Raw genomic sequence first — 12,340 nt, forward strand, 5'->3', positions numbered from 1 at the left:
TTTCGGGGTCTCCGCAAATTACCTGAGTCATCATCGAAGCCAAAAACCCGCTTTGTGGGGGTATTGTACCGATGCTTACTCCGCCTCCGGCAACGCCGCAGCCATCCAGAACTCCCACTCCAGCTGCTGGTCCGCAGGGATCCGGTATTCCGGATGTACCGGCGCTCCCCAGCTGTCATCACCGCCGACACCCATTTGCTGCGCGGCAATGGTGACAACCGTGTAGTGCACCTTGGGCAGCTCATAAGGATGCGCTGCCTGCTCCAGCTCGAACGCTGTGTATGGCGACAGCGTACATTCCAGCGGCTCTCCCGCAGCCGCCTGAATCTGCAGCCCGCGGCCGCGCTCGTCCGTAATGCGTACCTGGCGTACGCCGGTACGGTTGCCGGACTCCTGCGGCACCAGATAAGGTGACGGCAGCTCCGTCACCTTACGCCGGAAGCGTCCCAGACGCGCTCCAGACGCGCGGTCACTGTAATTCTCTTCCGGCCCGCGGGCATACCAGTCCGACTCTCCATAATCGGCGGACATCCGGAAGGACACAGCCACAACCGGCACATCCGGCAAGCCGGCCGCTCCGGTATAGACCATACGGACCCGCAGTTTGCCGTCTGCGTAGACCGTATACTCAATTCGGGTCTTCAGCTCCCGGCTGATGCTGAATGCATAGTCAAAGGTCACCGTGGCCCGGTCCTTCCCGGTCTCAAGCCTTACCGCCGTGCAGCTGCGGGCAAGACTGGCCGCGAACCAGCCGCCTGCGTGGTAAGCAAGCGCAGTTCCCTTGTCATTGTCCGTGGTTGCCCGCCAGAACAGCGGAGCAGGCGGAGTAGCAATCATCTCACGCCCCCCGTAGCAGAGCGACACCAGTGAACCTGCCTGCTTGGAGAACAGGGCAGCGAATCCGCGGCCGGTTACGCCAATGTTCACGTCTCCCTCGATCACCCTGAACTCTCCGGCCGCAGGCAGTATAACATCCTCTAGTTCCGCCGCAGCCTCAGCGGCTTCAATCCGGAAGACATGCTCCCCGTAGGCTGTCTCAAATCCCGCCTCAGCCCACAGCTCCGCTTCCTTCAGCAACAGGCTTACCGCCAGCGTGTACTCTCCCGGAGCTCCTGACACCTCCGGCAGCGCAAGCGGAATCCGCGCCTCTGCCTGCGGCGCAACCGCCACCTCCTGCTGCCCCTTGAAGATTTGCCGCCCTTCCAGGTACAGCCGGAACTCCAGCCGCAGCCCTTCTGTCCCTTCGAACAGATTACCGTTGATGATCTTCACTGCATCCCGTTCCGGTACAAGCCGGATGTTCTGGTAGAGGAACTTCACCTCCTGCATCTTCGGGGTCACAGTCCGGTCAGCGTAGACAATCCCGTTGCCGCAGAAGCTGTAATCCGTCGGCCGGTCATCAAAATCACCGCCATAGGCCAGATACTCCTCTCCGTATCTGTTTTTGGCCACCAGTGCCTGGTCAATATAATCCCAGATAAATCCGCCCTGATACTGCGGATACCGGCTCTCCAGCTCGATGTACTTATGAAGTCCGCCTACTGAGTTGCCCATGGCATGCATATATTCACAGCTGATGTATGGCTTATCCGGCTGACCTTCCAGGTATTCTGCAATATCCGCGGGCTTGGCGTACATCCGGCTCTCTATATCACTGGTGTCATTGTATTTGCGGTTATGGAACACCCCTTCATAGTGCACCAGCCGCCCCGGATCGGTCTTGCGGAAATAATGGGACACATTCAGAATTACCTCACCCGCATACGATTCATTACCGCAGGACCAGATGAGGATGGACGGATGGTTCTTATCGCGCTCCAGCATCGACACTGCACGGTCCATTACAATATCCTGCCACTCCGGTTTATCACCGGGAATGTTCCAGGACGGCTCAACCGCGCCCATCTTTTGCCACGAGCCATGGGATTCCAGATTCATCTCGTCAATCACATAGACACCGTACTCATCGCACAGCTCATACCAGAGCGTCTGATTCGGATAATGTGAGGTCCGCACAGCATTGATATTATTCTGCTTCAGGATGATGATGTCCTTAATCATGTCCTCTCTGGTGATGTTCCGCCCTCTGCGGCTGTTGAATTCGTGACGATTGACTCCTTTGAAAATAATCCGTTTGCCGTTCAGCAGCATCAGCTTGTCCTTCAGTTCAAACACGCGGAACCCCGCCAGTTGCACAATCGCCTCCACCTGTTCTCCGCGGCCATCGAATACAGAGATACAGACGCTATAGAGATACGGATTTTCTGCGCTCCACAGCGATACCGTACCTGCCTCCAGGGTAAAGGCCGCCTTTCCAGCCACAACCTGCCCCTCGGTTTCTGCCACAACGGCTCCGGCCGCATCCTTCAACCCGATTTTCACAAAAGCGTCCGCCGCCGTTGCCATGCTAACTTCAGCAGTTAACGTTCCCTCCTGATAGGCAGCATCCAGCTCCGCATTAATCCGCAGATCCTGCACATGGAGCTTCGGCACCGTATACAGATACACCTCGCGGAAGATACCCGAGAACCGCCAGAAATCCTGATCCTCCAGCCAGCTGCCCGAGCAGCGCTGATAGACCTCAACGGCCAGCTTGTTCGCCCCCTCTTGCAAATAAGGGGTTAACTCAAACTCCGCAGGTGTAAAGCTGTCTTCGCTGTACCCCACGAAATGTCCATTGAGCCAGACATAACACGCCGCCTCTACTCCCTGAAAAGATATAAAGACCGGCCCGTTCTCCATATTCGCCGGAGCTTCAAAATATTTCACATAACTCCCTACCGTATTGATCTCCTCAGGAATCGCTGGCGGCCGCACAGCATCAAGCCCGTCCCAGGGATACATCGTGTTGGCATACTGCGGCTTGCCGTACCCCTGAAGCTGGATATGACCGGGCACCTGAATGTCCCCCCAGCCTCTGGTATCATAATCCGCCTTATAGAAATCCTGAATCCGGCTGGCCGCATTCACCGCGTAGCTGAATTTCCAGTCTCCGTTCAGGGAATGACGCAGCTCCATCGGGGCTTGCCGCTCCGCTTCCTCCATGGTCTTGTAATAACGATGGTCCGAATGCGCTTCCAATCGGTTCACCTTAAAAACCGAAACATCGCTTAACCAGTCCAGACTGGGCTCGTTGCTGAACATTATATTTTCCTCCTTATTGGTCTCTCACAATGATTTTGTTCTCTTCCATGATTCCCTTACCGTCTGCGTCAGCAGTTCCAGCTTAATTTTACCCAAGACCTTCGCAGGTTCATAGTGCAGGATCACAACTAAGGTGCACATAGCTGACTTTGGGGCATTTGACCCTGGCCTCTTACTGCATCTTAAGCTTTTAGCAGCCGCAAATGGAATAGCATATTTACCGTTTTTACTGGATTATTTATCTGTTTATTTAGAGGAACACCCCCCACTCCGCTTTCACGCACATAATCACAAAAAGCCCCAGCTGAGCGGCAACCGCCGTACAGCATGGAGCTTTTAGAATACGAAGTTTAGCCTTTATCGCACTAGCCTTTCAACATATTAGCCTTTTACAACAGCATTAACCTCTTTATACTCGGCCAGGGTCAGCACTTCTCCAAAAATCCCGATATCCCGCAGACCGGAGACATGCATCTCCTCATCCTTGGAGGCGCAGCAGTCGCTGATACACTTGACCTTGTAAGTGTGGTACATCGCATCGGATGCCGTAGAGCGGACACAGACGTTGGTCCATACCCCGGTAACTACAACCGTATCAATCCCCTCCTCACGGAGAAAAAGATCCATATCCGTATAGCTGAACGCACTATGCCGTCTTTTCTGCACGATATAATCGCCTTTATCCGGCTGCGGAGTCAGCTCGGTTATGAAGTCCGATCCCCAGGTGCCCTTAATCGCATGAACCGGCCTAACCCTGAAGTCAGCATCATTCTGCCGGTGCGCCTCCTGTACGAAGATCACCTGAATATCATTCTCGTGGCTGAATTCGATCAGCTCCTGAATTGCAGGCACGATTCCCGTCCCGTTCGGACAAGTCAGCGCTCCATCCGGATGGATGAAATCATTCAGCATATCAATAATTACTACAGCGTGTTTAGCCATTATGTTCTCTCCCCTTCTCCTAGTATTTCAGCAAACGCGGAAGCTCGCTGATCGTCTGCCGTTTCACGAACTCGCCATAGCCCGGTTTACCGACCACACCAAGCTCATCATCGTAGACCAGTGTGCCTCTGACAATGGTTTTATCCACCTTGCCCTTCAGCTTCATTCCGTGGAACGGGGTGTATTTCGGTTTGCAGTGCATTTTATCTTTATCGAGCGTCCATTCCTTCTCCAGATCGACAATCGTGAAGTCGGCATCGGTGCCGATTTCCAGCGCGCCTTTCTTCGGATACAGGCCATAATGGATGGCCGGATTCGTACACAGTAGCTCCACCAGGCGGGACAAGCTGAGTCTGCCTTTGTTGTAGCCTTCACTAATCATGATCGGCACCAGCGTTTCTACACCCGGAATCCCCGGGAAGGAAGTCCAGACATCCATGCCTGGTGCATCCTTTTCCGTAGCAATCTCATAAGGAGCATGGTCGGTAGCCATGAAGTCAATCGTTCCGTCTACCAGCCCCTGCCAGAGCGCTTCATTATCTTCCGTACGGCGCAGCGGAGGTGCAATTTTGGCAAAAGTCCCGAACTCCGTCATCGCATCCACCGCATTCAGCGTCAGGTAGTGCGGACAGGACTCCGCTGTCACCTTCACCCCTTTAAGCTTCGCTTCCTTGATCAGCTGATTGCCTGCCGCCGTACTCATATGCACGATATGCAGGCGGGCTCCCGATTCCTCCGAGAAGCTGATGCCCAGCTGGATCGCCGCTTTTTCCGCCAGAATCTTGCGCGCTTCAGCCCATGCCGGGTAATCCATCCGTCCTTCCTTTTTCAGCTTCTGGGTATAGTAATCGCAGATGGCATAGTTCTCAGCGTGAATTCCGATTGGCATTCCAGTTTCGGCTACAGCATAGAAGGCTTCGAGCATCTCAGGGTCCGTCACACGCGGGTAAGATGGCACAGACGGTGTCATATATACTTTAAAAGCAACCACGCCCTCAGCAGCCTGCTCCTTCACAATATCCAGCACATCATTGCGTACATCCTCGCCGGTAATCCCGCCCCACATGGCGTAGTCGACGATTCCTTTACCTTCGAGCGCATTCAGCTTGTTATGCAGGTTCTCTACCGAACGTACAGACGGTACGCTGCAGCAAGGCATATCTACAATCATCGTTACCCCGCCCGCCGCCGCACTGCTGGTTCCAGTAACGAAGTCTTCACGGTGTGTGAACCCCGGATCATTAAAGTGAGTATGCGAATCAATAACTCCTGGCAGCACCAATTTGCCCTGTGCATCAATAATCGTATCGGCCTCCGCGTCAATATCCTTGGCGAACCCCACGATAACGCCTTTGTTCACCAGAATGTCCGTCAGCACCTGTCTGTCGCCTTGCGGAATACTCGCATTTTTAATGATCAGTTCATAACCCATGAATACACACCTCTTCTTTATGATTTGGTTGAATCCACACTCTGGCCGGACGAGGCAAGATCAGCTCCACGCTTCTGTACACAACAAAAAACCCAGGGTACAAAAGGCACATAATAGTAAACACTGCCTCACCCGGATACCTCCGCACAGTGAAAAGCAATTCCTATCACATACCTCCTGTAGCCTGGGGCAATTTACGGTCGCCTGGTCGAAACGCTCAAACCAAATTATTGAGCTTATACAAGAGCAAGAGCTTATTTGATTAGTCCATCTGATAAGCAAGCAGTCCCGGCAGCGTCATGTTAATTAATATAACACTATATCCAGAATCGGCTCCCTTAAGTACCTTTATCATATCATCAAGAGGCTTCCCGTCAAGATTATAAACCGCTTTGTCAAGAAACAGTCAATTTATATGTCATATAACATTACACTAACGGACTTTGCATTACGCTTTCCCCGGATATTCCGTTCTTTCTGCTGCCCTTCTATCTACTGTATAAGCAACTTAGGAAAACCCGGGAACCCGGTCTCCGCAAGGATTTCCAACCCAATATAAGGCCTTACTCTATTTATAATTCATCTCATTCTTATACCGGTTTCGCTACAAGCTTAAGTACTGGCTGCAGCATTTCCAATCCTTAATTGCAGCGACAATAATCATACGACCCTGCGGCTCAAGATTAGGGTCTGGCTGCTTTCGCTTCATTCTCCAGGGAGGCAAAATAAGCAATTTTGTGGTCCACCTTTTGCGCAAAGCTCTGAAAGAATTTAATCTTCTCATCAATATGCACTTTATGCTCCTGCAGCAGTCTGCGCTGATCGGGCAAAGCACTTACCCCTTCTTTCGAAAGCGCAATGAATTGCTTGATATCGGCAATCGCCATCCCTGTATCCTTGAGACAGCAGATTAACGAAATTAACTCCAGATCCTCATCGTCAAAACACCGGTTGCCGTTAACATCTCTTGCCACAACCGGCAATACGCCCTCCCGTTCGTAGTAACGCAGCGTATATTGGCTCAGTCCGCTTTTTTGTGCTATGGTTTTGATGCTGTATCCCATTATTGCAGCTCCCTTCTGTCAGCTGGTATCGGTTTCACCTCTTAAAGTAACACCATTTGGTTTCTATGAAAAGCTGCTCTATAAATCTATTGACTTACACCTAACTCTAAGGTCTAAGCTTAACACTGTACCTTCATTTAAGGAGTGAATAATTAATGGTAAAAAGAATTAACGTTGCTAATGGTGCGCTGGAGGTCGCTGAAATCTCCTTGGGCTGTATGCGGATTGCAGATCTGTCACCACAAGAGGCCGATGTACATATTCACAGCGCCCTTGAGGCTGGCATAGACTTTTTTGACCACGCTGACATTTATGCTGCCGGTAAAGCTGAGGAGGTGTTCGGCGACGTGCTGGCTGCAAGTCCGGGCATGCGTGAGCAACTGCTGATTCAGACCAAATGCGGAATCCGTAATGGCTTCTTCGACTTCTCCAAAGAGCATATTGTGAGCTCGGTAGAGAACAGCCTGAAGCGCCTGAAGACCGATTATGTCGATGTTCTGCTGCTGCACCGCCCGGACACCCTTATGGAGCCTGAAGAAGTAGCAGAAGCCTTTGATCAGCTGGAGAGCAGAGGCCTCGTGAAACACTTCGGCGTCAGCAACCAGAATCCCCTGCAGATTGAATTGCTGAAAAAGAACGTCAAGCAGCCCCTGCTGTTCAACCAGCTTCAGCTCAGCGTAATGGTCACCGGCATGATCGATTCCGGGATCAACGTCAATATGACAAATTCCGGATCAGTTGTCCATGATGGAGGCATCCTGGAGTATAGCCGCCTGCATGATATGACGATCCAGCCTTGGTCACCGTTCCAATACGGTTTCTTTGAAGGCGTATTCCTCGGCAATGAGAAGTTCCCGGAGGTGAATGAAGTCATTAACCGTCTGGCTGCGGAAAAAGGTGTAGCAGATACGGCCATCGCCATCGCCTGGCTCCTTCGCCATCCGGCTAAGATGCAGCCGGTGGTCGGTACCACCAACACAGCGCGCTTGCTTGATATCGCCAAAGCTTCCGATATAACCCTCAGCCGCCAGGAATGGTACGAGATCTACCGCGCGGCCGGGAACGTGCTTCCTTAAGTGAGTCTTAGCATCAACATATAAAACATATAAAACCCGCAACGAATTTGGTGATCTAAGTTCGTTGCAGGTTTTATCCTTAATTTGAGATGGAGTATAAATATAAAAATCCCTCAGGAGTCAAACTCCTAAGGGACTAGTTTCATAAATTATACCGGCGAGAGGACTCGAACCTCCACGGTTTCCCACTCGATTTTGAGTCGAGCGCGTCTGCCATTCCGCCACGCCGGCATATACATAGAATTAGTTCTAAAAGATAATGGAGGTGCCACCCAGATTTGAACTGGGGATAAAGCTTTTGCAGAGCTTTGCCTTACCACTTGGCTATGGCACCAAAAAAATGGAGCGGACGACGGGAATCGAACCCGCGACCCTCGCCTTGGCAAGGCGATGCTCTACCGCTGAGCCACGTCCGCATATAATGGCTGGGGATATAGGAATCGAACCTATGAATGACGGAGTCAAAGTCCGTTGCCTTACCGCTTGGCTAATCCCCAACATTTGATTTAATAAAATGGGGCGACTGATGGGTCTCGAACCCACGAATGCCGGAACCACAATCCGGTGCGTTAACCCCTTCGCCACAGTCGCCATATGAAGCTTATTTAATTGCAATGCCTTATAACCCTTATAAAAGAAATGGGGCGACCGATGGGTCTCGAACCCACGAATGCCGGAACCACAATCCGGTGCGTTAACCACTTCGCCACGATCGCCATATTAAATTTTATAGGATATTACTTGGCAGGGGCAGCAGGAATTGAACCCACACCAACGGTTTTGGAGACCGTTGTTCTACCTTTAAACTATGCCCCTAAAAATGGTGGAGGCTGATGGATTCGAACCACCGAACACGTACGTGAGCAGATTTACAGTCTGATGCGTTTGGCCACTTCGCTAAGCCTCCGAGGATGGTGCCGGCGAGAGGACTTGAACCCCCAACCTACTGATTACAAGTCAGTTGCTCTACCAATTGAGCTACACCGGCATATTAAGTTGTAAAAATATGGTGGCGCGGGAGGGAATCGAACCCCCGACACAAGGATTTTCAGTCCTTTGCTCTACCGACTGAGCTACCGAGCCGAACATTTCTTCATAAAGATGGCGGAACCGACGGGATTCGAACCCGCGATCTCCTGCGTGACAGGCAGGCATGTTAGGCCAACTACACCACGGTTCCAAATTGGTTGCGGGGGCAGGATTTGAACCTGCGGCCTTCGGGTTATGAGCCCGACGAGCTACCGGGCTGCTCCACCCCGCGTCAATGTTAAAGATCTATTCTGTTAAAGATAGATGGTGGAGGCTGAGGGGTTCGAACCCCCGACCCTCTGCTTGTAAGGCAGATGCTCTCCCAGCTGAGCTAAGCCTCCATATATGACTCGTATGGGATTCGAACCCATGTTACCTCCGTGAAAGGGAGGTGTCTTAACCCCTTGACCAACGAGCCATGCTGATTAAATATTTGTAAGGTAAAGCTACGGAGAGAGAGGGATTCGAACCCTCGAGACGCTTGTGGCGCCTACACGATTTCCAATCGTGCTCCTTCGGCCAAACTCGGACACCTCTCCAGATGGCTCCCCGAACAGGACTCGAACCTGTGACAACTCGATTAACAGTCGAGTGCTCTACCAACTGAGCTATCAGGGAATATACATATCAGGCTTGATCACCTGAAAACTGAATCCGAAACGAATCTGCGTATTAAAAATTTGGATAAGCCCTCGACCGATTAGTATTGGTCAGCTCCATGCATTGCTGCACTTCCACCTCCAACCTATCTACCTCGTCGTCTTCAAGGGGTCTTACTAATTGGGAAATCTCATCTTGAGGGGGGCTTCACGCTTAGATGCTTTCAGCGCTTATCCCGTCCGTACGTAGCTACTCAGCCATGCTCCTGGCGGAACAACTGATGCACCAGCGGTACGTCCATCCCGGTCCTCTCGTACTAAGGACAGCTCCTCTCAAATTTCCTGCGCCCACGACAGATAGGGACCGAACTGTCTCACGACGTTCTGAACCCAGCTCGCGTACCGCTTTAATGGGCGAACAGCCCAACCCTTGGGACCTACTTCAGCCCCAGGATGCGATGAGCCGACATCGAGGTGCCAAACCTCCCCGTCGATGTGGACTCTTGGGGGAGATAAGCCTGTTATCCCCAGGGTAGCTTTTATCCGTTGAGCGATGGCCCTTCCATGCGGTACCACCGGATCACTAAGTCCGACTTTCGTCCCTGCTCGACTTGTAGGTCTCGCAGTCAAGCTCCCTTATGCCTTTGCACTCTGCGAATGATTTCCAACCATTCTGAGGGAACCTTTGAACGCCTCCGTTACTCTTTAGGAGGCGACCGCCCCAGTCAAACTGCCCGCCTGACACGGTCCCCGTACCCGATTAGGGTACTAGGTTAGAACCTAGATACGATCAGGGTGGTATCCCAACGGCGCCTCCGCAGAAGCTTGCGCTCCTGCCTCACCGGCTCCCACCTATCCTGTACAGATCGTACCCAAATTCAATATCAAGCTGCAGTAAAGCTCCATGGGGTCTTTCCGTCTTGTCGCGGGTAACCTGCATCTTCACAGGTATTAAAATTTCACCGGATCTCTCGTTGAGACAGCGCCCAAGTCGTTACGCCATTCGTGCGGGTCAGAATTTACCTGACAAGGAATTTCGCTACCTTAGGACCGTTATAGTTACGGCCGCCGTTTACTGGGGCTTCGGTTCACAGCTTCGGATTGCTCCTAACCACTCCCCTTAACCTTCCAGCACCGGGCAGGCGTCAGCCCGTATACTTCGCCTTGCGGCTTCGCACAGACCTGTGTTTTTGCTAAACAGTCGCTTGGGCCTTTTCACTGCGGCCCCCTCGGGCTATTCACCCTACCGAGGCACCTCTTCTCCCGAAGTTACGAGGTCATTTTGCCGAGTTCCTTAACGAGAGTTCTTCCGCGCGCCTTAGAATTCTCTTCTCGCCTACCTGTGTCGGTTTGCGGTACGGGCACCTTCTCCTGGCTAGAGGCTTTTCTTGGCAGTGTGAGATCATGACCTTCGCTACTACAATTTTCGCTCCCCATCACAGCCCAGCCTTAGTGATGTGCGGATTTGCCTACACATCAGCCTCACTGCTTAGACGGACATATCCATCAGTCCGCGTCACTACCCTCCTGCGTCACCCCATCGCTCATAGCGGATTACGGTGGTACAGTAATTTCAAACTGTTGTCCTTCGACTACGCCTTTCGGCCTCGCCTTAGGTCCCGACTTACCCTGAGCGGACGAGCCTTCCTCAGGAAACCTTGGGCTTTCGGCGGATCAGATTCTCACTGATCTTTTCGTTACTCATACCGGCATTCTCACTTGTATGCTGTCCAGCGCTCCTTACGGTACACCTTCAACCTGCATACAACGCTCCCCTACCCCAGATGCAAAGCATCTAGCCATAGCTTCGGTGGTGTGTTTAGCCCCGTTACATTTTCGGCGCAGAGTCACTCGACCAGTGAGCTATTACGCACTCTTTCAATGGTGGCTGCTTCTAAGCCAACATCCTGGTTGTCTGTGCAACTCCACATCCTTTCCCACTTAACACACACTTGGGGACCTTAGCTGATGGTCTGGGCTGTTTCCCTTTTGACAATGGATCTTAGCACTCACTGTCTGACTCCCGGCAAGAAGTTAATGGCATTCGGAGTTTGACTGAGCTTGGTAACCCTTGCGGGCCCCGCACCCAATCAGTGCTCTACCTCCACCACTCCATTCACCGAGGCTAGCCCTAAAGCTATTTCGGGGAGAACCAGCTATCTCCGAGTTCGATTGGAATTTCTCCGCTACCCCCACCTCATCCCCGCATTTTTCAACATGCGTGGGTTCGGGCCTCCAGTGCGTGTTACCGCACCTTCACCCTGGACAGGGGTAGATCACACGGTTTCGGGTCTACGTCCACATACTTAGTCGCCCTATTCAGACTCGCTTTCGCTGCGGCTCCGGCTTCTCACCTTAACCTTGCATGTTAAACGTAACTCGCCGGTTCATTCTACAAAAGGCACGCCATCACCCATAGATCGGGCTCTGACTTTTTGTAAGCACACGGTTTCAGGTTCTATTTCACTCCCCTTCCGGGGTGCTTTTCACCTTTCCCTCACGGTACTGTTTCACTATCGGTCGCCAGGTAGTATTTAGCCTTAGCAGATGGTCCTGCTGGATTCATACGGGGTTTCACGTGCCCCGCACTACTCGGGATCCGTCTCGGAGAGAACACAGTTTAGGCTACAGGGCTTTTACCTCTATCGCGGGCCTTTCCAGACCTCTTCGCCTACCATATTCCTTTGTAACTCCATGTGAGACGTCCCACAACCCCAAGAGGCAAGCCCCTTGGTTTAGGCTGTTCCGCGTTCGCTCGCCGCTACTGACGGAATCACTATTGTTTTCTCTTCCTCAGGGTACTTAGATGTTTCAGTTCCCCTGGTCTGCCTCTGCGTATCCTATGTATTCAGATACGAGTAACTGCGAATTACCACAGCTGGGTTTCCCCATTCGGACACCCCCGGATCAAAGCTTGCTTACAGCTCCCCGAGGCAGTTTCGTTGTTCGCCACGTCCTTCGTCGGCTCCTGGCGCCTAGGCATCCTCCGTGTGCTCTTATTAGCTTAACCAATGCGTTTTCCGTTAGGAAAATCGCTGTAGCAACTAATAACTA

At 52.2% G+C, this 12,340-nt stretch carries 5 protein-coding genes, 16 tRNA genes, 1 rRNA gene and 1 riboswitch; of the genes, 1 reads left to right on the forward strand and 21 read right to left on the reverse strand.

What is annotated here, in order from left to right; translation table 11 throughout:
• Nucleotides 1-75 precede the first annotated feature (75 nt).
• From NSU01_RS30815 to NSU01_RS30830, 4 genes are all read right to left on the reverse strand, one after another.
• On the reverse strand, nt 76-3,144 hold the full coding sequence (locus tag NSU01_RS30815) for a glycoside hydrolase family 2 TIM barrel-domain containing protein (RefSeq protein ID WP_076247770.1): 3,069 nt from the start codon (nt 3,142-3,144) through the stop codon (nt 76-78).
• Nucleotides 3,145-3,525: 381 nt separating this feature from the next.
• Nucleotides 3,526-4,086, reverse strand: a complete 561-nt coding sequence (locus NSU01_RS30820; RefSeq protein WP_076247773.1) for an isochorismatase family cysteine hydrolase — start codon at nt 4,084-4,086, stop codon at nt 3,526-3,528.
• A 19-nt stretch (nt 4,087-4,105) separates the two neighbouring features.
• Nucleotides 4,106-5,518, reverse strand: a complete 1,413-nt coding sequence (gene allB, locus NSU01_RS30825) for an allantoinase AllB (protein WP_076247776.1) — start codon at nt 5,516-5,518, stop codon at nt 4,106-4,108.
• Nucleotides 5,519-5,678: 160 nt separating this feature from the next.
• Nucleotides 5,679-5,782, reverse strand: a riboswitch (purine riboswitch).
• A gap of 419 nt (nt 5,783-6,201) precedes the next feature.
• The gene (locus NSU01_RS30830; RefSeq protein WP_042139976.1) at nt 6,202-6,582 is read right to left on the reverse strand and encodes a MerR family transcriptional regulator; all 381 of its coding nucleotides are present in this window, start codon (nt 6,580-6,582) and stop codon (nt 6,202-6,204) included.
• Between the two features lie 155 nt (nt 6,583-6,737).
• On the opposite strand from NSU01_RS30830, the gene NSU01_RS30835 reads away from it, so the two are divergent.
• Complete coding sequence (locus NSU01_RS30835; RefSeq protein WP_039309431.1) at nt 6,738-7,658, forward strand: aldo/keto reductase; 921 nt, start codon at nt 6,738-6,740, stop codon at nt 7,656-7,658.
• 152 nt (nt 7,659-7,810) lie between these two features.
• On the opposite strand, the gene NSU01_RS30840 is transcribed toward NSU01_RS30835, so the two are convergent.
• The 17 genes from NSU01_RS30840 to NSU01_RS30920 form a co-directional block, all read right to left on the reverse strand.
• Nucleotides 7,811-7,889 (reverse strand) — tRNA-Leu (locus tag NSU01_RS30840).
• Nucleotides 7,890-7,918: 29 nt separating this feature from the next.
• Nucleotides 7,919-7,992 (reverse strand) — tRNA-Cys (locus NSU01_RS30845).
• Nucleotides 7,993-7,999: 7 nt separating this feature from the next.
• A tRNA-Gly gene (locus NSU01_RS30850) sits at nt 8,000-8,074 on the reverse strand.
• A gap of 6 nt (nt 8,075-8,080) precedes the next feature.
• Nucleotides 8,081-8,155: transfer RNA gene (locus NSU01_RS30855), tRNA-Gln, on the reverse strand.
• Between the two features lie 18 nt (nt 8,156-8,173).
• A tRNA-His gene (locus NSU01_RS30860) sits at nt 8,174-8,249 on the reverse strand.
• A 49-nt stretch (nt 8,250-8,298) separates the two neighbouring features.
• A tRNA-His gene (locus tag NSU01_RS30865) sits at nt 8,299-8,374 on the reverse strand.
• A 26-nt stretch (nt 8,375-8,400) separates the two neighbouring features.
• A tRNA-Trp gene (locus tag NSU01_RS30870) sits at nt 8,401-8,474 on the reverse strand.
• 5 nt (nt 8,475-8,479) lie between these two features.
• Nucleotides 8,480-8,565: transfer RNA gene (locus NSU01_RS30875), tRNA-Tyr, on the reverse strand.
• Nucleotides 8,566-8,570: 5 nt separating this feature from the next.
• A tRNA-Thr gene (locus NSU01_RS30880) sits at nt 8,571-8,646 on the reverse strand.
• 19 nt (nt 8,647-8,665) lie between these two features.
• Nucleotides 8,666-8,741: transfer RNA gene (locus NSU01_RS30885), tRNA-Phe, on the reverse strand.
• Between the two features lie 19 nt (nt 8,742-8,760).
• A tRNA-Asp gene (locus NSU01_RS30890) sits at nt 8,761-8,838 on the reverse strand.
• A 4-nt stretch (nt 8,839-8,842) separates the two neighbouring features.
• Nucleotides 8,843-8,919: transfer RNA gene (locus NSU01_RS30895), tRNA-Met, on the reverse strand.
• Between the two features lie 33 nt (nt 8,920-8,952).
• A tRNA-Val gene (locus NSU01_RS30900) sits at nt 8,953-9,028 on the reverse strand.
• Nucleotides 9,029-9,033: 5 nt separating this feature from the next.
• Nucleotides 9,034-9,105, reverse strand: a tRNA-Glu gene (locus NSU01_RS30905).
• A 31-nt stretch (nt 9,106-9,136) separates the two neighbouring features.
• A tRNA-Ser gene (locus tag NSU01_RS30910) sits at nt 9,137-9,226 on the reverse strand.
• Between the two features lie 3 nt (nt 9,227-9,229).
• Nucleotides 9,230-9,305, reverse strand: a tRNA-Asn gene (locus NSU01_RS30915).
• 62 nt (nt 9,306-9,367) lie between these two features.
• A 23S ribosomal RNA gene (locus tag NSU01_RS30920) occupies nt 9,368-12,296 on the reverse strand.
• Nucleotides 12,297-12,340: the final 44 nt, after the last annotated feature.

Origin of the sequence: Paenibacillus sp. FSL H8-0259 (genome assembly GCF_037963255.1) — a bacterium.
Taxonomy (GTDB): domain Bacteria; phylum Bacillota; class Bacilli; order Paenibacillales; family Paenibacillaceae; genus Paenibacillus_AQ; species Paenibacillus_AQ phytohabitans.

Bases quoted from the DNA above. Each gene is read 5' to 3' on its own strand.
- NSU01_RS30815 (WP_076247770.1), bottom strand. From the start codon at position 3,144: ATGTTCAGCAACGAGCCCAGTCTGGACTGGTTAAGCGATGTTTCGGTT.
- NSU01_RS30820 (WP_076247773.1), bottom strand. From the start codon at position 4,086: ATGGCTAAACACGCTGTAGTAATTATTGATATGCTGAATGATTTCATC.
- allB (WP_076247776.1), bottom strand. From the start codon at position 5,518: ATGGGTTATGAACTGATCATTAAAAATGCGAGTATTCCGCAAGGCGAC.
- NSU01_RS30830 (WP_042139976.1), bottom strand. From the start codon at position 6,582: ATGGGATACAGCATCAAAACCATAGCACAAAAAAGCGGACTGAGCCAA.
- NSU01_RS30835 (WP_039309431.1), top strand. From the start codon at position 6,738: ATGGTAAAAAGAATTAACGTTGCTAATGGTGCGCTGGAGGTCGCTGAA.